Here is a 20,553-nt window from a genome sequence, read left to right on the forward strand (position 1 = left end):
CAGGTGGGCGCACTCCTCGACGCCCGGCGATGGACCGGCCTGCATCGCGGCGTCTACGCGACGTTCACCGGGCCGGTGCCGCCGATGACCCGGGTCTGGGCCGCCGTACTCGCGGCGGGCGACGGCGCCGCGCTCGGTGGGACGACGGCGCTCTGGCTGTGGCAGGTGCTGCCGGTGTGCCCGGACCGGCTCACCGTCTGCGTGCCCGAGCGGCGGCGCGTCGTGGCGCCGTCCGGCGCGCGCCTCCTGCGGCGCCGCCACCTCGAGCACCGGGTCCACCCGGCCGGAGCGCCCCCGCGCCTACGGCTCGAGGAGGCCGTGCTCGATGTCACCGACGAGGCCGCTGACGTCGGCACCGCCGTCGAGGTCGTCCTGCGGGCGACGTCGAGCCGGCGGACGACACCCGCCAGGCTCCGCCTCGCACTGCGCGGGAGGAAGCAGCACAGGCGACGGCGCCTGCTCGAGGCGATCCTCGGTGAGGCCGCGGACGGCGTGCAGTCCGCGCTCGAGCACCGCTACCGCCGCGACGTCGAACGCCGGCACGGGCTCCCGCACGGCGAGCGCAACCGGGCAGAGCCCGTCCACGACGCGGCGGGACGGCTGCTCCGGCACCGATACCGCGACGTCCGCTACCGCCCATGGCAGCTCGTCGTCGAGCTGGACGGCCTCGAGGCCCACCCCCGCTGGCTGCGCCACCGCGACCGGCGCCGCGACAACTCGGTCACCCTCGCCGACGACAAGTGGCTCCAGTACGGCTGGCTGGAGACCGTGAGCACGCCGTGCGTCGTCGCGGCGGAGGTCGCCACGGTGCTGCGCAGCAGGGGTGGCGCGGATCCCCGGTCGGTTGCGGCCCGGGCTGCCCGGTCGCGTCAGACTGAGGACCAGCGGGAAGGGGAGCGAGATGGCACGAGGCGCGGCCGGGCCGGATCCTCGCGGCAGCGGCGGACCGTTCGCGGCGCCTGTGTTCGCCTGGGAGATCCCGCTGCGGCCCGAACGCCTCGTGGCGGCCGCGCTGGCAGCCGCCCGGCCGGTCGCCCTGGCGGCGGGTCCCGTGCAGCTCAACGGGATGGACGACGCGAAGGTGACCGAGCGCTACGTCGCACTGCGGGACGCCGTGCTCGTGCACGCGGGGCACGACGGCGCCGACCTCGGCTCGTTCGAGCGTCTCGAGTCGGCGGAGCCCGGGGCGTCACCGACCTGGCTCGAGACCTGGCTGATGGTCGCCGACGCCTGCGACGAGGACGTGGTGCGGCGCGCGCACGACGTCTGGGAGGCCCTGGGCCCCAACGCGTACGCCGTGGCCCTGCGCGCCCGGCCGCGCACGGGGCGCGGGTTCCGGGAGGGGCGCGACTGGGCGGTCGCCGGCACCCTGGTGCCCGTCCTGATGGTCATCGGGGCGCTGGAGGTCGACGCGAGGACCGGCGTCCCCTGGTGGTACTGGCTCCCTCTGGTCGCCGCCTGGCCCGTGCTCGTGCTCTGGCTCTTCGACCGCCGTCGCCGTCGGCTGCTCCGGATCGGCGGCGCCGAGCTGCCGCACCTCTAGCGACGCCGTCGCAGCCGTGCGGAGGTTCTCACGGCGGGCTGCCGCGCGAACCTCCGCACGATCAGGCCAGCGCGGTCTTCAGATCTGCGATCAGGTCGTCGGCGTCCTCCAGGCCGACCGAGAGGCGGACCAGGTCTGCGGGGACCTCGAGGGCCGAGCCGGCGACGGAGGCGTGCGTCATCCGGCCGGGGTGCTCGACGAGGCTCTCGACGCCGCCGAGGGACTCCCCGAGGGTGAAGACCTCGGTGCGCTTGCAGACGTTGAGCGCGTCCTCCTCGCCGCCGACGACGCGGAAGCTGATCATGCCGCCGAAGCGGCGCATCTGCTTCTGCGCGACGTCGTGGCCGGGGTGCTCGGGCAGGCCCGGGTAGAGCACCTGCCGGACCCGCGGGTGACCCAGGAGGAACTCCACGACCCGCTCGGCGTTGTCGCAGTGCCGCTCCATGCGCACCGCGAGCGTCTTGAGGCCGCGCTGCACGAGCCAGGCGTCGAACGGCCCGGCGACGGCACCCATCGCGTTCTGGTGGAAGCCGATCCGCTCCGCGACACCCGGGCCGACCTGGCCGACGCCGTCCGTCCACGGTGCCACCGCGTCGTCGCGGACGACGAGCGCGCCGCCGACGACGTCGGAGTGGCCGCCGCAGTACTTCGTCGTCGAGTGGACGACGACGTCGGCGCCGAGGGCGAGCGGGTTCTGCAGGTACGGGGTCGCGAACGTGTTGTCGACGACGAGCAGCGCGCCCGCCTCGTGGGCGATGCCCGCGAGCGCGGCGATGTCGGCGACGCCGAGCAGCGGGTTCGTCGGGGTCTCGACCCACACCACGCGGGTGCGGCCGGGCCGGACGGCGGCCCGGACCGCGTCGAGGTCGCTCAGGTGCGCGGGGGTGTGCTCGACGCCCCAGGGCCCGGCGACCCGGGCGACGAGGCGGTACGTGCCGCCGTACGCGTCGTCCGGGACGACGAGGTGGTCGCCGGGAGCGAGCAGCGACCGGAGCACGGTGTCCTCGGCGGCGAGGCCGCTGGCGAACGCGAACGCCCTGGCTCCCGCCGGGCCGCCGCCGGACGCGGACGGCGCCTCGAGCGCGGCGAGGCACTCCTCGAGCGCGGTGCGGGTCGGGTTTCCGCTGCGGCTGTACTCGTAGCCGGTGCCGAGCCCGTTGCGCAGCCCGCCGACGCCGTCCTGCTTGTAGGTGCTCACCTGGTAGATCGGCGTGACGACGGCGCCGGTCGACGGGTCCGGCTCGGAGCCGGCGTGGATGGCGCGGGTCGCGAAGCCCTTACGGTCCCAGTTCACCCGCGCCACGCTACCCGGCCCGGCGCCGTCCACCTGCCAGGTGGTCCCGCCGGGTCGCGGGGCTACGCCGAGAGCTGGAGCGTCACGAACGACTCGTTCTCCCGGTGGTCGCGCGGGCTGACCTGGACCCGCAGCGTGTACCGGCCCCGGGTGAGGACCTCCGGCAGGCCGTCGGAGACCAGCGTGAAGCCCGCACCGGTGTACAGCGCCGTCAGCCGGTCGTGGACGTCCGGCTGGAACCCCGGCGAGAGCAGCGTCGCCGACCAGTCCGTCGGGTCGTCGAAGTGCGCCTGCACGGTGCCGGCCGGGAAGGGCACGTCGGCCGGCCAGACGACCCCCGCCGCCGACGTGGTCGCCGCGGACCCCCCTCCACCGCCCTTGCCCTTCCCCGGACCCTTCCCCGAGCCGGACGTCGACGCGGACGACGAGGCGGAGGTGCGCGTCGTCGTCCGGCGGGCGGACGTCGAGGGGCGCCCGGTCGAGGCCGGGACGGCCGTCGCCCGCGCGGTGCCGCCCGCAGCGGCCGTCGTCGCGGCCGGGCCGCCCGCGGCGGACGTCGACGGTGCGACCACGGACGGCGCGGCGGACGTCGCCCCGCCCGCCGCGCCGCCCGCGGGTTCGGTGACCGGGTCGCGGCCCGCCGCCGCGCCGGCCGGCCGGTGCACGGGGGCGGTGGTGTGGCCGCCGCAGCCCGCCAGGGCGGTGGTGCAGGCGAGCGCCCACACCACCGCCCCGGCCGCGAGGGCGACCCGGTCCTTCGGGACGCGGTACGTCCTCGTCACGGTGTCGTCGTCACCACGGCGTCGGGGTGAGCCGGCCCGTGCCGGGCCCCTCGCCGTTCACGAGGAACCCGAGGTGCCAGAAGTCGTTCGGCACGACGGCGTCCCCGGTGCTGACGTTCTCCGGGAAGATGTACTCGAACATCGGTGCCGTGTAGACCCCGCCGAACAGCCCGTTGGCGACGGGGGTGCTCTTGAGGCAGTCCGCGTTGGCGACCCGGACCGTGCCGGTCGTCGTGGCGGCCGTGGACGTCGCGTCGATCGCCGGCACGGGGGCGGCGTTGGCCAGGACGACGTTCGCCGCGGTCGTGAACGGGGTCGCCGCCGTGGAGGTGGCCGCCAGCGAGTTGAGGATGTACCGCGGCTGCACGCACTGCGTACGGCTGACGACCCGCAGGGTCCGGGTGGGGGACCCGAGGACGCCGGTCGGCGCCTTCGTCGCGCGCAGTCTCGCCCGCTGGACCTGGGCACCGAGGTTCATCGTCGTGATGCCGCCGCCGATGCTCAGGCCGGCGTTGGCGCCGCCCGGGACGAGCGGGCCGTTGTTCTCACCCGTCATCTCGAACGGCGTGACCCAGCGGTTGATCTCGTTGCCCGTCGCCGGGTCGATGTCCACGAAGTAGATGTCGACCGGGGACTTCGGGTCGGTCGTCTCGGCCTCGAGGAAGATCCGGTCCTGGGTCTCCTGCGCGGCACCGTTGACGGCCGTGGCACTCGGGTCCGCCGAGCCGACGCCGAACTCGCCGATCGCGAGGTAGGTCGGGAGCGTGCCCGGCTGGGTGTAGAGGCCGACGTTGTCCTCGATCGTGTGCACCGAGATGTAGTCGCTCGCGCCGACAGCGCCCTTGAAGAGGGTGCCCGCGTACGAGATGAAGTCACCGACCTCGATCGGGGCCTGCTGACGGGCGTCCGCGTCGGCCGGGGCCAGCCCGGTCGGCGCCTTCATGACGTAGTTCTTGCAGCGCTGCCCGACCGGCGTCGCCGGCAGCTCGCCGGCGGACGGCAGGGTCACCCCCGCCGCGGTCCAGTTGCGGCACGAGGTGGTGGCCGTCGAGGAGGGCCGGTTCTTCTCCGGGCACAGCGCGTCCGGCGCGGCGCCCGTCGGGTCGGTGCGCGGCACGCACATCGGGTACCCGGTGCCGGAGTGGATCGTCGGGTTCTCGTCGTCGACGCTGAACCGGTCGTCCGGGGACTGCGCCCGGCCGAACCGCCCGGCGGGGTCGTTGATCTGCAGACGCACCTGGTCCGGCGCACCTGTCGCGGAACCGACGTACAGGTCGCCGGTCGCGTAGTCGATCCGCGTGACGACCCCCTGGCCGGAGTTCACGCTCTGCTGGGACAGGAACACCAGGCCGGCGACGAGCTGCGTGCCGACGATGTTGCCGACGACGTGCGCCTCGAACGACGGGTACGGCGTCGGGCCGGTCGCGGCGCCCGAGCCGGTGCCGTCGAGCGCGAGCGACTGCCGGTTCGCCGTCGCGATGTCGATCGAGTCCACCCAGGAGAGGGTGTTCGCCGGCATCTGGACGATCGAGTTGCACGGGACGGTGATGGTCATCCCGTTGAGGAGGATCGTCCCGCCGGCCTGAGCGGCCGGCAGCGCCGGGCAGAGCGCCTGGTCGACGGTGGCCTTCTGGACGAACCCGGTGACGTCGAACCCGTGGATGTTCGCGGAGTTCGTGCTGAAGACGGGCGCCGGGACGGCCGGCCAGGTCGGGGGGACGAGAGGGGCGGGGTTCCCCGCCGGCGGCTTGGACGTGCCGCCCTTCGCGACCGCCTGCCCGCTGCCGACCGAGGCCGTGACGGCCCCCAGACCCAGGACGAGCGCGGCGACCATGGCCGCCCTCGCCCGCCAGGTCGATGTGGAGATGCTCATGTTCGGTGCTCCTCACGCATGCGCGAGGGGCCGCGGACCCGTCCGGCGGGCAGGCCGCGGTGCCGCAGCTCCATCGCCCGGAGCCACGGGAAGGAGCGGCACCATCGCCCGGCGCCGGTCCCACGAGTGACGGTCTGTTTCGCCCACACCGCCATCGCCCCGAACGAGCGTGTTCCTCGCCACGCCGGGCTGCATCCCCCGGCCGCGGGGGACCCCTCCCCCAATCAAGGGGCCTTGCCGATCTTGCGCCAAACTGTTAGCGCATGCTAACCGATGACTAACGGGCCAGGTCAGCGCCCCGTCAGGCCGGGTCGCGGGCGATCGGGCACGACATGCACCGCGGGCCGCCCCGGCCGCGACCGAGCTCGCTGCCGACGATCGCGAGCACCTCGATGCCCTCGTCGCGCAGGAACGTGTTCGTCACGGTGTTCCGCTCGTACCCGACGACGACGCCGGGTGAGATCGCGAGGAAGTTGTTGCCGTCGTCCCACTGCTCGCGCTGCGCCCCGTGGCTGTCGATGGGGGCACGCAGCAGCCGGATCCGGTCCAGCCCGAGGGCGTCGGCGAGGACGGCGAACGGCTCGGCGGTCTCGCTCACCGTGAAGTCGCCGTCCCCGGCCGGGGTGAGCGCCCAGGCCCGTGGCCGGTCGGGGAGGTACGGGTAGATCGAGAACGCGTCCCGGTCGAGCATCGTCAGCGCGGTGTCGAGGTGCATGAACGCGCGCTCGCGCGGCAGCTCGACGGCGACGACGAGCCGGACCTGCCCGCTGCGGAACCACGCGTGGGCGACGTTCTCGACACCCTGCGGGGTGGTCCGCTCCCCCATCCCGACGAGGACGACGCCGTTGCCGACGACGAGGACGTCACCGCCCTCGACCGTCGCCTGGCCGTGCGGCTCGTCGTCGTCCCCGTAGTAGACCCGGGCGTCGGCGAACATCGGGTGGTAGCGCAGGACGACGCGCGAGTTGAGCGTCTCGCGGCGCCGGGCCGGCATCGCCATCGGGTTCACCGACAGGCCGCCGTAGACCCAGGCGACGTTGTCCCGCTGGAACAGGTGGTTCGGCAGCGGGGTGAGCAGGAAGTCGTCGTCGTGGAGCGTCTCCCAGAACAGGGAGGCGATCTTCGGGTGCTCGAGGTCGCGCTTGAGGACGCCGCCGATGAGCCGCTCGGCGAGCCAGGCGGCGTCCGCGGTGTCGATGACGTCGCGCAATGGCGTGTCGAGCGCCGGCCCGAACCGGATCGACGTGACGAGCCGCTCGCCGAGGAAGTCGCGGGCGCCGGGCACGTCGAGGGCCGTCGCGAGCAGCTCGGCGAAGTGGTGGACGACGACCCCGCGGTCGCGCAGGACCTGGGCGAAGGCGTCGTGCTCCTCCCGGGCCCGCTCGGCCCACATGACGTCGTCGAAGAGCAGGCCCTTGACGTTGGACGGTGTGAGCCGGCTCAGCTCGAGCCCTGGACGGTGGAGCACGACCTCGCGCAGGAGGCCGACCTCTGAGTGCACGCCGAACGTCATGGCGATGATCCTGCCGTGCTCGTCAAGAGCCCCCGTTCCACGCCTCAGAGGTAGATCCGCATGCATATGCACGGCGATCTACCTCTGAGGGGCCGGAGCGGAGCGCGTCAGCAGATCCGGGGCAGCTGCTCCCCGAGCGGGAGGTCGACGACGCGGGTCGCGCCGAAGGCCGTCCGGGCGACGACCATGCCGGGGTGCTCCTCGACGCAACGGCCGATGACGGCGGCCCCGGCGCCGTAGGGGTGCGCCTGCATCGCCGCGAGGACGGCGTCCGCGTGCTCGGGCGGGACGAACGCGACGAGCTTGCCCTCGTTCGCGACGTACCAGGGGTCCAGGCCGAGGAACCCGCAGGCGTTCGCGACCTCGGCGGGCACGGGCACGGACCGCTCGACGACCTCGATGCCGACGCCGGACGCCGAGGCGATCTCGTTGAGCGTCGCGGCGAGCCCGCCGCGGGTGGGGTCGCGCAGCGTGTGGATGTCGGGCGTCGCCGCGAGCATCGCGGCGACGAGGCCGTTGAGCGGCGCGGAGTCGGAGCGGACCTGCGTGCCGAACTCGATCCCCTCGCGGACCGACAGGATCGCGACGCCGTGGACCCCGATGTCGCCGCTGACGATGACGACGTCCCCCGGGCGGGCGTTCTGCGGGCGGATGTCGACGCCCTCGGGGACGAGCCCGAAGCCGGCGGTGTTGACGAAGACGCCGTCGCCGTGGCCGGCGTCGACGACCTTCGTGTCGCCGGTGACGATGCTGACACCGGCCTGCCGGGCCGCCGCCCCCATCGCCTGGGCGATCCGGCCGACCGTCTCGACCGGGGTGCCCTCCTCGAGGATGAACCCGCACGACATGTACGCCGCCTGCGCGCCGCTCATCGCGATGTCGTTCACGGTGCCGTTGACGGCGAGGTCGCCGATCGAGCCCCCGGGGAAGAACATCGGGCGGACGACGTAGGAGTCCGTCGAGAACGCCAGCCGGGCCCCGCCGAGGGACAGCACGGTGCTGTCGCCGAGGGCCTTGAGCTCCGGCGTCCCGAGGGCCGGCACGAAGAGGTGCTCGACGAGCTCGGCGGACAGGGCGCCACCGCCGCCGTGCCCCATGACGACCACGGGCGAGTCCCGCAGCGGCATCGGGCAGGACCAGGACTCGAAGTCCAGCCCTTCGGAGCCCTGGGAGCCTTGTCCCTGGAAACCGCTGTCAGCCAACGGGTGCCGCCTCTCGTGCCGGGGCGGGCGTGCCGCCGAGCCGGCGGTAGAGGTAGTACGCGGCGCAGGCGCCCTCGCTGCTCACCATCGTCGCGCCGAGCGGGTTGCGCGGCGTGCACTCCTTGCCGAACGCCTCGCACTGGTGCGGCTTGATGAGGCCCTGGAGCACCTCGCCCGCCCGGCACGCGCTCGACTCCTGCGTCGTGATGCCCTCGACGGAGAACCGGTGCTCGGCGTCGAACTCCCGGTACGCCTCCGAGAGCCGCCAGCCGGAGCCGGGGATGACACCGATGCCGCGCCAGGCCCGGTCGGTGACCTCGAAGACGTCGGCGAGCATCGCGCGGGCCGCCGGGTTGCCCTCGGCCGGGACGGCGCGGGCGTAGGCGTTCTCCAGCTCGTGACGGCCCTCCTCGAGCTGCTTGACGGTGCGCCGGATGCCCTCGAGGATGTCGAGCGGCTCGAAGCCGGTGACGACGATCGGCACCTCGAACCGCTCGGCGAGCGCCGGGTACTCCTGCGTCCCCATGACCGAGCAGACGTGCCCCGCCGCGAGGAAGCCCTGCACCCGGCACGTCGGCGACGTCATGATCGCCTCGATCGCCGGGGGCACCCGGACGTGCGAGACGAGCATGCTGAAGTTCGTGATGCCCAGCCGCTTCGCCTGGTGCACGGTCATGGCGTTCGGCGGGGCGGTCGTCTCGAAGCCGATGCCGAAGAAGACGACCTGCTTCTCGGGGTTCTCCTTGGCGATCTTCAGCGCGTCGAGCGGGGAGTAGACGACCCGGACGTCACCGCCCGCGCTCTTGACACGGAAGAGGTCCTTGCCGCTGCCGGGCACCCGGAGCATGTCGCCGAACGAGCAGAAGACCACCCCCGGCCGGGACGCGATCTCCAGCGCCTTGTCGATCGTCTCGAGCGGGGTCACGCAGACCGGGCAGCCGGGCCCGTGGATGAGCTCGACCTGGCTCGGCAGCAGCTGGTCGATGCCGTGCCGGATGATCGAGTGCGTCTGGCCGCCGCAGACCTCCATGAGCGCCCACGGCCGGGTCACCGTCGCGTGGATGTCGTCGAGCAGGCGCTTGGCGAGGTCCGGGTCGTTGAACTCGTCGATGTACTTCAAGAGGTCAGCTCCTCGTCTCGACCGGCTCGGTCCCCGCGGGCCGCTCGGCGCCGGCCTCGGCCGCGGCACGGCCCCACTGGTCGCCGAACTCCTCGTCCATGATCCCCAGGCTCTCGAAGAGCGCGAGCGTCTCCAGCGCGGAGGCCTCGTCGAGCTTGGAGATCGCGAAGCCGACGTGGACGATCGTGTAGTCGCCGACGGCGATGTCAGGCAGGTAGGCGAGGCAGACGTCCTTGACGACGCCGCCGAAGTCGACCTTCGCCATCCGGGTGTCGTCCCGGTCCTCGACCTCGATGACCTTTCCGGGTACCGCAAGGCACATCGTGATCACTCCTCGTTCGTCGTGGTGGACAGCATTGTCGTCGAACCCGGGGTCGCGCGGCGCAGACCGGCGACGACGACCTGGCCGAGGGCCAGCCCGCCGTCGTTCGGCGGCACCCGCCGGTGCCGCAGCACCGTGAGCCCGGTGGAGGCGAACCCGGCCGTCACGAACGACAGCAGGGTCGCGTTGCAGAAGACGCCGCCGGACAGGGCGACGGTGCCGAGCCCGGCCGTGGCGCACGCCGCACCGGCCGCCGTGACGACGCCGGCGGCGAGCCCGCGGTGGAACCGCAGCGCGACGACGTCGGCCGGCACGCCGGCCCGCACGTCGGCCGCGACGGCCCGCACGAGCGCGCCGCAGTCGAGGACGTGCGCCGCACCGCCGTCCGGGCCGGGAACCAGCGGCAGCGGGTAGGCGACCGGGTCGGGCGACGCGTCGGCGGCGAGCGCCCGGACCGCAGCGGCCTCGAGCGCCATCGCCGCCTGGGCCTCGAACGTCACGACGTGGCAGAGCCCGGCGAGCGAGGCGACGGCGTCGAAGAGCCGGCCCGCGCTCGACGTCGGCACGCAGGCGAGCCCGGTGCGGACCTGGTGCGCGAGGACGGCACGCTCGTCGTCCGGGCAGGCGTCGACGCACGGCAGCCCGGCCTCCCACGGGACGTCCGCGGCGTGCAGGTGGGCCAGGGCCATCCGGTAGGGGCGGTGGACGGCGCTGTCCCCGCCGGGCAACGGCACGGTCGACAGGTGCGCGACCCGCTCGTACGCGAGGTAGCCGCCGACGAGGACCTCGCCGCCCCACACGGTGCCGTCGTCGCCGTAGCCGGTGCCGTCGAAGGCGACGCCCACGACCCGGGCGTCCGCCGCCAGACCGTGCTCGGCCATGACGGCGGCGACGTGCGCGTGGTGGTGCTGGACGTGGGTCAGCGGCAGCGCCCTGGACCGGGCCGTCCGCTCGGCCCAGCGGGTGCTGCGGTACGCCGGGTGCCGGTCGGCGGCGAGCGCCCGCGGGGTGACGCCGGTGAGCGCGCCGAGGTGCTCGACGGCCGCCTCGAAGGCCTGCTGGGTCGCGAGGTCGTCCATGTCGCCGATGTGCGCCGAGAGCCACGCGAGGCCGCCCTCGGCGACGCAGAAGGTGTTCTTCAGGTCGCCGCCGACCGCGAGCGTCGGGCCGACCTCGACGGGCAGCGCGACCGGCAGCGGCGCGTAGCCGCGCGAGCGCCGCAGCGGCAGCTCCTCGCCGTCGACGACCCGGCTCACCGAGTCGTCGCAGGGCACGTGGACCGGCCGGTCGTGCCGCAGCCACGCGTCGGCGATCCCGGCGAGCCGGGTCAGGGCCGCGGCGTCGTCCGTGACGATCGGCTCGCTGCTGAGGTTGCCGCTCGTGAGCACGAGCACCTGCGGGCCGGGGGCGTCACCGGGCAGGCCGAGGAGAAGGTGGTGCAGCGCCGTCGGGGGCAGCATGACGCCGAGGTCGGGGTTGCCCGGGGCGACCGCCTCCGCGACGGCCGCGGTGCTGCCGGGGGCACCGCCCGCCGCGACGTCCGCGCGCCGCCGCAGCAGCACGACCGGACGCCGCGGGGCGACGAGCAGGGCGGCCTCGGCGTCGTCGACGTGGCAGATGGCGCGGGCCGCCGCGACGTCGCGGACGAGGACGGCGAACGGCTTGTCCCCGCGCTGCTTGCGGGCGCGCAGGCGCTGCACCGCGGCAGGGGACGTCGCGTCGCACGCGAGGTGGTAGCCGCCGAGGCCCTTGACGGCGACGACCCGGCCCTCGGCGAGCAGCGTGCGGGCCCGCGCCAGCGCCGTCTCCCCGGTGCTGAGCAGGGGCGGGTCGGCGCGGTCGGGCGCGGCCTCGACGAGGTCGAGCGTCGGGCCGCAGTCGTGGCACGCGACGGGCTGGGCGTGGAAGCGCCGGTCCGCCGGGTCGGCATACTCGGCGGCGCACCGGTCGCACAACGCGAAGCCGGCCATCGTCGTGCTCGGGCGGTCGTAGGGCAGGCCGGTGACGATCGTGAAGCGCGGCCCGCAGGCCGTGCACGTGACGAACGGGTGCCGGTACCGCCGGTCGGCCGGGTCGGTCAGCTCGCGCAGGCAGTCGTCGCACGTCGCCACGTCGGCGGGCACGAGCGTGCGCCCCGGGCCGGCGGCCGAGCTCTCGATGGTGAACCCGTTGCGGGCCAGCGGGTCGGCGGCCTCCCAGGTGACCGCGTCGACGGCGGACAGCGCCGGGGCGTCGGTGCGGACCCGGCGGCAGAACTCCTCCACGTCCGTCGGCGCGCCCTGGACGTCGGCGAGCACGCCGGCGGCGTCGTTGAGCACCGACCCGGTGAGGGACAGCCCGGCCGCGAGACCGTAGACGAACGGCCGGAAGCCCACCCCCTGGACCACGCCCGTGACCCGGACGAGCCGCCGCACCGCAGCGGTCGCCGTCCGGTGCCCGCGATCGGACCGGGTCGTCGCAGGGGTCATGGCCGCTGCCACACCGTGACCCGGTTGTTCCCGGAGTCCGCGACGGCGAGCAGCGCACGTGCCGCCCGCCCACCGGAGGCGGGCTCCTCGAAGGTCGCCAGCCCGTACGGCCAGCAGAGGCTGTCCGGGGTGAGCGAGAGCCAGCGGTTCTCCCCGGCGCCCGCGAACGAGTCCTGCCCGAGGACGGCCTGCGCAGGGGCCCCGGCGACGGGAACGGCGGCCGACGCCGGCCCCGGGGCCGGCGACCACTCGAGGATCCGGTTGTTCGCGGTGTCGCCGACGACGAGCCCGCGCGCGGTCGCCGCGAGCCCGTACGGGAACCGCAGGCAGTCCGGGCCCTGCGGCACGTGCGGCAGCTCGCGGGCAGTCGTGAAGCCGGGCTGGCCGATGACGAGGTCGGCGGGCCGGTCGCCGTCGACGGGCAGGTGCCAGCCGAGGACCCGGTGGTTGCCGGCGTCCGCGACCCACAGCACCCCGCCCGTGACGACGAGCTGGTGCGGCCAGCGGAAGGTGTCGGGGCCGACCGGGCCGTCCCGGTTCTCGCCGCGCTCGTGCAGCGTCGGCTGGCCGAGGACGAGGTCGGCGGGCCGGTCGGACGGCGTCCCGTCGAGGCCCGGGAGGCCGCGCCAGGCGAGCACCCGGCGGTTGCCGGTGTCGGCGACCCACAGCCACCCGTCCTGCCACAGGACGCCGAACGGCCAGTAGAACGACGCACCGTCGGGCTCGCCGCCGCGGTTCGCCTCGACCTCGCCGAACCCGTTCTGCCCCAGCACCCAGACCGGCTCCGGGTCGTCCGTGCCGAGCGTCGCGTCGAACCCGAGGACGCGGTGGTTCCAGCCGTCGGCGACGAGGAGCAGGTCACCGGCCCGGGCCAGCCCGGTCGGCAGGTGCAGGCCCCGCTCGGGGCCGCGGCCGCCGGCCTGGGCGCCCTCGGACGTCGCGTCCGGCTGGCCGACGACGACGGCGCTGTCGGCGCCGTCCGCGCCGGGCAGCTCCGGCCAGACGAGGAGGCGGTGGTTGCCGGTGTCCGCCGCGACGAGGCGGGTCGCGCCGTCCGGGCCGGTGTCGAGCAGGACGCCGCGCGGTGCGTAGAGCTGGCTGCGCGTCGGCTGCGCCGACGGCAGCGCGATGCTCATGAACGACTCGGCGCCGAGCACCCGCCACGGCTCCCAGCCGCCGCGGAGCACCGGCAGGTCGACCGGGCCCTGCGGGTGCGCGTAGGCCCCCTGGGGCGCGACCGAGCTACCGGTCGTGGCGGACGTGCCGATGGGCACGACGAGGTCCACGGGTCAGCGACCCAGCCGCAGCCACACGGTGCCGCCGTGGACGCTCGCCGGGTAGACCTCGAGCCGGCGGTCGACGGCCGAGATGCACTCGCCCGTCATCGCCTGGTACTTCATGCCGTGCCACGGGCACGTGAGGATGCCGCCCTCGGGGTCGATGAGCCCGCGCTCGAGGCTGTACCCGAGGTGGACGCACGCGTCCTTGTACGCGCTGACCTGCTCGCCGATCCGGACGACCGCGACGCCGGGCTCGTCCTGCGGGCTTCCCGGCACCCGCCACAGCGTGACCTTGCCGTCGGTGACGTCGGCGAGCTCCGGGCCGCGGGTCCAGCCCGTCGCGACGGACGGCGCGCCGGGGTCGGACGACGTGCCCGACATGTCGGCGGACCTGGTGTCGCGCAACGACTCCAGGCCGGGGCGCAGGCCGACCGAGGTCAGCGGCACCATCGTCGGCTCGGGGTCGTTCGGCACGACCTCGACCTGGTGCAGCCCGTGGACGGCCGCCACGAGGGCGCGCTCGACGACCTCGCGCAGCGTCGTCGAGGACGCCGAGCAGCCGTTGCACGTGCCGGACAGCCGCACCCGGGCGACGGGCAGCTCGACCCCGACGAGCTCGACGCCGCCGCCGTGCGACTCCAGGTACGGGCGGACGTCCTCCAGGGCCCGGTTCGCGAGCGTCACCGGGTCGGCGCGGACGATGCCGTGCATGACGAAGAGGGCGTAGACGACCGGGTCGTCGACGAGCTCGAAGAGCAGCTCCTTGCCGCGCGGGTCGTCCTTGAGCTTCCTGACGACGCGGACGATCGCGTCGCGGTGGAACTCCTCGACGGCGGCCTTCAGGTCGAGCGCGACCTGCTGCGAGCGCTCGTCGAGCAGCGACGCCCGCTCGAGCATCGTGTCGACGCGCCGGGCGGCGGCGTCCAGGTCGGGACGTTCCTCGGTGGTGGTCATGGTGTCTCTCCCAACCGTCACAGGTGCCCGGACAGGGCGAGCTCGATGCCCTGGTCGACCTTCGCCGCGAGGACGTCCGAGAACGCGTGGACCGCGAGCTCGGACAGTGCCGCCGTGACCGTCAGGCCGTCGATCTGCTTGCCGTGGAACCCCTTCAGGGTGCGCTTCTCGCACGCCTGGAGGACGAAGCAGGACCCCGCCGCGTTGTCGAGGAGGAAGTCCCGCAGGACGGCGCGGACGAACTCGTCGAGCCAGACGCCGTCCCCCTGCGGGTCGGAGCGCAGCGCCCCGAGCCCTTCCTCGAGGCCGCCGGTGCGCTGCACGAGGCGCTCGACGAAGCGCTCCGCCGCGGTGTTGAGGAGGAAGTCGAACTGGGCGCGCTCGTGGAGGTCCATGTCAGGCGCCCGCCACGGACGAGGCAGCGGACGCGGCCGACGCCTGGGTGCCGACGCCCTGCAGCGCCGCGTCGATGTCCCGCAGTGCGGCGTCGACGGTGACGAGGGCGCCGGAGTCGCCGCCGGCCGCGAAGAGCGCGCGGGCCTCGTCGAGCCGCTCCCGGGCCCGGTCGTGGATGCCGAGGTGGGACAGCGCCGTCCCCTGGTTGGCGAGCACACGGGCGTAGCCGAGCGGGTCCTCGTCCGCGCTGCGCACCGCGAGCACCTCGTCGTACAGCCCGACCGCCTCGACGAGGTTCTCGACCGGGTGCGTCGTCGGCAGGTACTGCATGGCGTTCGCGAGGTTGAGCGTCACCGACGCCCACTCGGCCGGGTGCTCCTCGCGGGTGTAGTACTTCAGCGCCTCGCGCAGCGACTGGACGGCGACGCCGCGGCGGAGCTTGTCGCGGTCACCGGTCATCGGCATCGCGAGGTAGCACAGGGCGAGGTTGGAGTGGGCGAACGCGTACCGCTCGGGGCGCTCCTGCGGGCGGCCGTCGGGCGCCTTGAGGATCCGCAGCGCGAGGTGGTAGCAGCGCACGGCCTCGACGAGCAGGCCCGAGCCCTCCTCGCGGGACGCCGCGAGCTCGTGGTACGCCGTGCCCAGGCCGAGCGCCAGCTCGCCGAGGGCGTGCTCGACGGCCGTCATCCCGCGCAGCGCGTCGACGGCCTCGACGTAGGCCGCCACGACGTCCGGGTCGGCGCCCTGCGCCTCCTGGAGCAGGCCGGCCTGCTGACCGAGGAGCAGCGCACCGAGGACGCTGCTCACGGGGGTGGCCGCCTCCTCGGCGGCGACGAGCGCGTCGAGCGCGGACTGGACGTCGCGCTGCTCGAGGAAGGCCGCAGCCGTCGCGGCGAGGACGTGCGCGCGGACCTCGCCGTCGAGGGCGTCGGCGTCCGGCAGCCGGTCGGTGTGGCCGAGCGCGTACGCCGCGACCTCGACGAGGGCCGCGAGGTCCCCGTCGGCGCCGGCCCGGGCCAGCTCCAGGGAGGACGGCTCCCCGGTGAGGACGAAGTGGTTGTAGGCGTGCTCGGGGCCGGCCGCAGGGTCGACGAGCGCGGCCGCGGCGTCGGTGTCGCCACCGGCCGCGGTCGCGTGCGCGGCGAGGGCCGCCGGCCACGGGTCGGGCAGCAGCCCGGCGAGCAGCCGGTCGCGCGCTGCGGCGACACCGGCCGCCTCGGGGTGGTCCGCGGCGAGGGCGTCGGCGGGGACGACGAGCCAGCCTGCGGGCAGGGCCAGGACGCCGAGCGGCTGGGGCCGGGCGATGGTCGTCACGGGTGGTTCCTCTCGGTGGTTCGCACGGTGCGGGTGGACGGGTCACAGCCCGGTCGGGGGCGGGCCCTGCCGGCCGGCCGCCCGGGGGATGATCTCCGCCGCGACCCGGGCCTGCTTCTCGGTGAGGTAGGGGCCGATCCGGCTGCGGACGACGTCGTCCCGGAAGCCCACGGTGAGCTCGACCCACCAGCCCTCGCGGTCGTGGCTGACGTCGCAGCCGAGCACGGAGCTGTCGTCGTCCGGCACCCGCTCACCGCCCGACCTCGTCGAGCACGAGCTCGATCGTGCGCTCCATGCCGGCCCGGGCGGGCGCGGTGAGCTCGGCGCCGGGCTCGACGCCGGCCGCCTCGACGAGGTAGACGACGACCTGCTCCGGGTAGGCGTCCTTGAGCAGCCAGCGGCCGACGGCGAGCGCGTGGTCCCAGCGGAACGCGTGCTGGTTGAGGCCGGTCACCGGCGGCAGGTCCTCGACCTCCTCACCCGGCACCCGGAAGACCGTGCCCGGCTCGGCGCCGGTGCTCGCGGCGTCGACGATGACGACCTTGCGCCGGCCGCGCATCTTGAAGGCGACGTCCATCCCCGCGGTCCCGCCGTCGACGAGCTCGACGTCGTCCGGGACGCCGCGCTCCCACAGGTGCCGCACGAGCGTCGGCCCGACCGCGTCGTCACCGCGCAGCAGGTTGCCGCAGCCGACGACGAGCACCGGGACCACGGGCGGCGACTCCGGCTCGACGCTGACGGCAGGCTGCCACGCGGGCGCGCCCGCACGGACCGTCGTCCCGCCGTCCGTGCCACCGACCTCCGCACTCACCTGCGGACACCTCCAGAGCTCCCCCGTGAACGAGCCCGGACCGCTTGCGCCGCAAGCGGTCCGGGCCGGACTACCGTTCTCGACCGTGCCGTCGGGCCCGGGTCACATGCCGCCGACGGTGAACTTCGACAGCTGCTTGCCGGTCTTGCCGTCGTACGCGTGGACCGTGCACACGAGGCAGGAGTCGAACGAGCGGGCGACGTGACCGAGCTCGACCGGGTCGACCGTGTTCTCCACCGGCGTGCCGATGAAGGCCTTCTCGATCGGGCCGACCACGGCGTTCGCGTCGCGCGGGCCGACGTTCCACGCGGTCGGCGTGACGACCTGGTAGTTCTCGATCTTGCCGTTCTCGATCCGGATCCAGTCCGAGAGCGCGCCGCGGGCGGCCTCGGTGGAGCCGAAGCCCGTGCCCGACTCGTGCTCGACGGGCTTGGCGTAGAACTTGTCGTGCAGGTCGAGCTCGTCGAGCCACGTGCGCGCCATCGTGTAGTACTTGGCGAGCTCGTGGGTGCGGGCGAGCACCCGGGTGAGAACCGACGGGCCGACGCTGTTGACGACGTTGAGGAACAGCGGGTCGTAGTCCTGGTGCGGGGCGGCGTCCGGCTGGCCGGCGATGACCTGGCGGGCGAGCGGGCCCACCTCGAGCGGCACGTGGCCGTGGCCGGGGACGTCGTACCGCGGGGACTTCGCCCACGAGTACTTGTCCTGCGCCTTGCCCTGCGCCGGGTCGATCGGGTCGGTCACGCCGTCGAACGGGTGGTGGCCGCCGGTGCCCTTGTAGAACGAGTGCGTGTGGTCCTCGCGGACACGGGCCTGGTCGAACTCGTGGAACCCGCCGCCCGCGTAGATGCCCGAGCGGGACTTGAGCGCCGCGTTGCGGCCCTCGATCGTCGGGTTCTGGTACAGCTCGGGGTCGAGGAAGGTGCCCGTCGACAGGAAGTTGCCGTGGCCCTGGCCGTACTTGTCGAGGCCGACCTCGAGCGCGTAGCGGATGAAGAAGCCGCAGTCGCTGTTGTAGTGGCCCTCGTTCTCGTCGACCCAGGCGAGGACGTCCTCCCAGGTCTTGTTCTCCTTCCAGCGCTCGAGGCTGCCGCCGAGCCACTCCTTCTCGAGCCACTCGTTCTTCCAGTACTCGAGGATCGAGATGGAGCGCGTGACGTCGGAGAGGGTCGGCGCGCACATGACGCCGCCGGGGATCATGAACGAGGAGTGCGGCCACTGCCCGCCGAAGATCGCGTAGACCTCGACCGGCTTGTTCGACAGCGTCACGCCCTTCTCGTACGCGGTGCCGACGAACGGCGCGAAGCGCCGCACGGCCTCGGCGTACGAGGGGGTCTTCGCGTAGCGCTTGTTCGTGAGGTCGATCGCGAAGATCGCGTAGAAGTAGCGCGGGATCGACTGGAGCGTCTCGCAGATCTGCGCGATGTTCCGGATCCGGGTGCCGTTCGGCGGGACGTGCGTCTTCCACGCGGTGTCCAGCGCGTACACGGCCTTGTACAGGTGGCTGCCGCCGCAGATGCCGCAGATCCGGGGCGTGACGATGAGACCCGCCTGCGGGTCCTTGCCCTTGAGGATCATCTCGAAGCCGCGGAACATGCCGGCGGTCGTCCAGGCGTCGGTGACGACGCCGTCGGTGAGGGTGACCCGGACGTCGAGGTCGCCCTCGACCCGCCCGAGCGGGCTGACGTTGAGGTCCATGGTGCTGGTCACGAAGGTCTCCTAGCCGGGAGGGGTACCGAAGGGCCGAAGGGGGTGGACGGGCCGGACGCCGCACCGTGGGGCGCGGCGTCCGGCGGGCCGTCAGACGACGAACATGTCCTCCTTGGACCACTGCGGGGCAGCGATCCGGGCGGCGGCCGCGTGGGCCATGTACGTCAGGTGGTCGGTCCCCGTCGGGACCTCCTTGGGCACGCTGCCGGAGACCTTCGCGGTCTTGAACACCGTGCCGGGCATGAGGTCGCCGTGCGGGTAGCCCGGCTCCGTGCACCCGGTGCAGGGGTGGCCCGCCCGCGTCTTGGAGGACTGGCGGTTCCACAGGATCCGGTTGCACGGCGAGTGCGTCATCGAGCCCCGGCAGCCGAACTCGGAGAACAGGCAGCCGGTGCGGGTGCCCTGGCCGAAGTCCATCGCCGACTGCTTGTACTCGAAGAACTGCACGCGCGTGCACCCGGTCTGGGTGAACGACGAGAAGAACGTCTTGGGCCGCTGCAGGTCGTCGAGCGCGATGTCGCCGACCCGGCCCGCGGCGAGCGCCACGACGACCTGGGTGATCCAGTCCGGGTGCGCGGGGCAGCCGGGGATGTTGACGACCGGCAGCCCGAGGGTGCTCGTGAAGTCCTTGCCGAGGAAGCCGCCGCGCTCGCCCTTGAGGTACTGCAGGCCGATCGCGTCCGTCGGGTTCGGCGGGGTGGCCGGGATGCCGCCCCACGACGAGCAGTCGCCGACGGCGACGACGACGCCGGCCCGGGGCGCGATCTCCGCCACCCACTCCTGCATCGGCCGCTCGGCGAACATGTCGTACCGGCCCGTGCCGTTCGGGCCGGTGAGCACCGACCCCTCGTAGACGAGGATGTCGACCTGGCGGGCGCCGGAGGCGCAGTCGCGCATGATCTGCTGCGCCGCCTCGCCGAGCTCCATGCCCAGCGACGGGTGCCAGATCACCTCGATGCCGAAGTCCGTCACCAGGTCGACGGCGGTCGGTTCCTCGGCATTGAGGAAGGACATCGTGTTGCCACTGCACGCCCCGCCCTCGAGCCAGAGCAGTGTTGCCATGTTCTACCTCCCGGGCCCGACCGCAGCGGCCGGCTGGATGTGTCGAGCAGGGCCGGTGCCTGGGTCTGCCTTCGGCGCAGTCTTCGGGTCGGGCGGCGAGGAGGCGGGCCATGAGGTCATGGCACGGCGACGGCTCCGCGACACCCACTACATAACCACTCCGTAATCGGAATGTCACGCATGGTCGCCAGAGCGATCGGATCGGAGGAGGTGAGCGGCCGTGACCCCGCCCCCGGACAGTGCCGGGATGCGGCAGGGCTGTTACGGGCGCCCCGCCGGAGCGTCCGCGCGCCCCGCCGGCTCCGGCTCCGCGACCCGCAGGAGCGGCAGCAGCGGCTGCACGAGCGGACCGACGGCGAGGGCATAGAGCAGGGTGCCGACGCCGAAGTTGCCGCCGAGCAGCCAGCCGAGGCCGACGACGGACACCTCGATCGCCGTCCGGACGACCCGGACCGGCCACCCCGTGCGGGCCACGAGCCCGGTCATGAGGCCGTCCCGCGGGCCGGGACCGAACCGGGCGCCGATGTAGGCCGCCGTGGCGACCGCGTTGAGGCCGACCCCGACGGCGACGAAGACGGCGCGCAGCACCAGCGGGCCCGGGGTCGGCAGCACCCGGAGCGCGAGGTCGACGACGAGCCCGATGACGACGACGTTGCTCACGGTGCCCAGCCCGGGCATCTGCCGCAGCGGGATCCACAGCAGCAGGACGACGGCCCCGGCGAGGATCGTCATCGTGCCGAGCGAGACGGGGACGAGCCGGACGAGGCCCTGGTGCAGGACGTCCCACGGCATGACGCCGAGCGCGCCCTCGACGAAGAAGGCCATGCTCACGCCGTAGAGCGCCAGGCCCGCGTAGAGCTGGACGAGGCGGCGACCGAGGTGGTCGGGCCGGCGGCGGGCGGGGCGGGC

Annotated in this window: 20 protein-coding genes; 1 reads left to right on the top strand and 19 read right to left on the bottom strand. The window is 74.0% G+C overall.

The annotated features are described in order from the left end of the window. Positions 1–53: 53 nt before the first annotated feature. Both EDJALFJO_RS34610 and EDJALFJO_RS28685 read right to left on the bottom strand, forming a co-directional pair. Positions 54–194 carry a hypothetical protein gene (locus EDJALFJO_RS34610; RefSeq protein WP_158220602.1) on the bottom strand — a complete coding sequence of 47 codons (141 nt, stop codon included), beginning with the start codon at positions 192–194 and terminating at the stop codon, positions 54–56. Between the two features lie 106 nt (positions 195–300). Then, entirely contained in the window at positions 301–696 is a 396-nt protein-coding gene (locus EDJALFJO_RS28685; protein ID WP_233150097.1) for a hypothetical protein, read from the bottom strand. A 205-nt stretch (positions 697–901) separates the two neighbouring features. On the opposite strand from EDJALFJO_RS28685, the gene EDJALFJO_RS28690 reads away from it, so the two are divergent. Further along, on the top strand, positions 902–1,543 hold the full coding sequence (locus tag EDJALFJO_RS28690) for a hypothetical protein (protein ID WP_143448844.1): 642 nt from the start codon (positions 902–904) through the stop codon (positions 1,541–1,543). Positions 1,544–1,604: 61 nt separating this feature from the next. Here EDJALFJO_RS28690 and EDJALFJO_RS28695 read toward each other — a convergent pair whose 3' ends face one another. The 17 genes from EDJALFJO_RS28695 to EDJALFJO_RS28775 all read right to left on the bottom strand — a co-directional run bounded on the left by EDJALFJO_RS28695 (position 1,605) and on the right by EDJALFJO_RS28775 (position 20,490). Continuing rightward, positions 1,605–2,837, bottom strand: a complete 1,233-nt coding sequence (locus tag EDJALFJO_RS28695) for a cystathionine gamma-synthase (protein ID WP_088289761.1) — start codon at positions 2,835–2,837, stop codon at positions 1,605–1,607. 62 nt (positions 2,838–2,899) lie between these two features. After that, positions 2,900–3,619, bottom strand: a complete 720-nt coding sequence (locus tag EDJALFJO_RS28700; RefSeq protein WP_088289749.1) for a hypothetical protein — start codon at positions 3,617–3,619, stop codon at positions 2,900–2,902. 10 nt (positions 3,620–3,629) lie between these two features. After that, entirely contained in the window at positions 3,630–5,492 is a 1,863-nt protein-coding gene (locus EDJALFJO_RS28705; protein ID WP_143448845.1) for a hypothetical protein, read from the bottom strand. A gap of 301 nt (positions 5,493–5,793) precedes the next feature. Continuing rightward, on the bottom strand, positions 5,794–7,005 hold the full coding sequence (locus tag EDJALFJO_RS28710; protein WP_088289751.1) for an arginine deiminase: 1,212 nt from the start codon (positions 7,003–7,005) through the stop codon (positions 5,794–5,796). A 107-nt stretch (positions 7,006–7,112) separates the two neighbouring features. Continuing rightward, positions 7,113–8,132 (bottom strand): hydrogenase expression/formation protein HypE, encoded by a 1,020-nt coding sequence (hypE, locus tag EDJALFJO_RS28715; RefSeq protein ID WP_088289752.1) that lies wholly within the window; start codon positions 8,130–8,132, stop codon positions 7,113–7,115. A 67-nt stretch (positions 8,133–8,199) separates the two neighbouring features. Further along, complete coding sequence (hypD, locus tag EDJALFJO_RS28720; RefSeq protein ID WP_088289753.1) at positions 8,200–9,327, bottom strand: hydrogenase formation protein HypD; 1,128 nt, start codon at positions 9,325–9,327, stop codon at positions 8,200–8,202. 4 nt (positions 9,328–9,331) lie between these two features. Then, the gene (locus EDJALFJO_RS28725; RefSeq protein WP_088289762.1) at positions 9,332–9,649 is read right to left on the bottom strand and encodes a HypC/HybG/HupF family hydrogenase formation chaperone; all 318 of its coding nucleotides are present in this window, start codon (positions 9,647–9,649) and stop codon (positions 9,332–9,334) included. A 5-nt stretch (positions 9,650–9,654) separates the two neighbouring features. Beyond that, positions 9,655–12,117 carry a carbamoyltransferase HypF gene (gene hypF / locus EDJALFJO_RS28730; protein ID WP_088289763.1) on the bottom strand — a complete coding sequence of 821 codons (2,463 nt, stop codon included), beginning with the start codon at positions 12,115–12,117 and terminating at the stop codon, positions 9,655–9,657. Further along, positions 12,114–13,391 (bottom strand): hypothetical protein, encoded by a 1,278-nt coding sequence (locus tag EDJALFJO_RS28735; RefSeq protein ID WP_198950733.1) that lies wholly within the window; start codon positions 13,389–13,391, stop codon positions 12,114–12,116. The genes hypF and EDJALFJO_RS28735 overlap by 4 nt, the downstream gene beginning before the upstream one ends. A 15-nt stretch (positions 13,392–13,406) precedes the next feature. Beyond that, positions 13,407–14,351 (bottom strand): NifU family protein, encoded by a 945-nt coding sequence (locus EDJALFJO_RS28740; RefSeq protein WP_088289754.1) that lies wholly within the window; start codon positions 14,349–14,351, stop codon positions 13,407–13,409. 17 nt (positions 14,352–14,368) lie between these two features. Next, positions 14,369–14,746: a hypothetical protein gene (locus tag EDJALFJO_RS28745; RefSeq protein ID WP_088289755.1), complete on the bottom strand. Its 378-nt coding sequence runs from the start codon at positions 14,744–14,746 to the stop codon at positions 14,369–14,371. 1 nt (position 14,747) lies between these two features. Then, on the bottom strand, positions 14,748–16,061 hold the full coding sequence (locus EDJALFJO_RS28750) for a hypothetical protein (protein WP_088289756.1): 1,314 nt from the start codon (positions 16,059–16,061) through the stop codon (positions 14,748–14,750). A 42-nt stretch (positions 16,062–16,103) separates the two neighbouring features. Then, positions 16,104–16,307, bottom strand: a complete 204-nt coding sequence (locus tag EDJALFJO_RS28755) for a hypothetical protein (protein ID WP_088289757.1) — start codon at positions 16,305–16,307, stop codon at positions 16,104–16,106. A gap of 4 nt (positions 16,308–16,311) precedes the next feature. Then, a complete protein-coding gene (locus EDJALFJO_RS28760; RefSeq protein ID WP_198950734.1) occupies positions 16,312–16,872 on the bottom strand; it encodes a hydrogenase maturation protease in 561 nt (186 codons plus the stop codon). A 102-nt stretch (positions 16,873–16,974) separates the two neighbouring features. Further along, positions 16,975–18,570 carry a nickel-dependent hydrogenase large subunit gene (locus tag EDJALFJO_RS28765; RefSeq protein WP_088289758.1) on the bottom strand — a complete coding sequence of 532 codons (1,596 nt, stop codon included), beginning with the start codon at positions 18,568–18,570 and terminating at the stop codon, positions 16,975–16,977. 102 nt (positions 18,571–18,672) lie between these two features. Beyond that, positions 18,673–19,644 carry a hydrogenase gene (locus tag EDJALFJO_RS28770; RefSeq protein ID WP_088289759.1) on the bottom strand — a complete coding sequence of 324 codons (972 nt, stop codon included), beginning with the start codon at positions 19,642–19,644 and terminating at the stop codon, positions 18,673–18,675. A 261-nt stretch (positions 19,645–19,905) separates the two neighbouring features. Then, positions 19,906–20,490, bottom strand: coding sequence for a YitT family protein (locus EDJALFJO_RS28775; protein ID WP_369812587.1), 585 nt, complete (start codon positions 20,488–20,490; stop codon positions 19,906–19,908). Between the last annotated feature and the right edge of the window lie 63 nt (positions 20,491–20,553).

It is taken from the genome of Kineosporia sp. A_224 (assembly GCF_002198655.1).
GTDB lineage: Bacteria > Actinomycetota > Actinomycetes > Actinomycetales > Kineosporiaceae > R-H-3.

What these genes read in the sequence shown, in the direction of transcription:
- EDJALFJO_RS28745 (WP_088289755.1), bottom strand. Translation starts at nt 14,746, where the DNA reads ATGGACCTCCACGAGCGCGCCCAGTTCGACTTCCTCCTCAACACCGCG.
- EDJALFJO_RS28710 (WP_088289751.1), bottom strand. Translation starts at nt 7,005, where the DNA reads ATGACGTTCGGCGTGCACTCAGAGGTCGGCCTCCTGCGCGAGGTCGTG.
- EDJALFJO_RS28770 (WP_088289759.1), bottom strand. Translation starts at nt 19,644, where the DNA reads ATGGCAACACTGCTCTGGCTCGAGGGCGGGGCGTGCAGTGGCAACACG.
- hypE (WP_088289752.1), bottom strand. Translation starts at nt 8,132, where the DNA reads ATGCCGCTGCGGGACTCGCCCGTGGTCGTCATGGGGCACGGCGGCGGT.
- hypF (WP_088289763.1), bottom strand. Translation starts at nt 12,117, where the DNA reads ATGACCCCTGCGACGACCCGGTCCGATCGCGGGCACCGGACGGCGACC.
- EDJALFJO_RS28705 (WP_143448845.1), bottom strand. Translation starts at nt 5,492, where the DNA reads ATGAGCATCTCCACATCGACCTGGCGGGCGAGGGCGGCCATGGTCGCC.
- EDJALFJO_RS28765 (WP_088289758.1), bottom strand. Translation starts at nt 18,570, where the DNA reads ATGGACCTCAACGTCAGCCCGCTCGGGCGGGTCGAGGGCGACCTCGAC.
- EDJALFJO_RS28725 (WP_088289762.1), bottom strand. Translation starts at nt 9,649, where the DNA reads ATGTGCCTTGCGGTACCCGGAAAGGTCATCGAGGTCGAGGACCGGGAC.
- EDJALFJO_RS28690 (WP_143448844.1), top strand. Translation starts at nt 902, where the DNA reads ATGGCACGAGGCGCGGCCGGGCCGGATCCTCGCGGCAGCGGCGGACCG.
- EDJALFJO_RS28740 (WP_088289754.1), bottom strand. Translation starts at nt 14,351, where the DNA reads ATGACCACCACCGAGGAACGTCCCGACCTGGACGCCGCCGCCCGGCGC.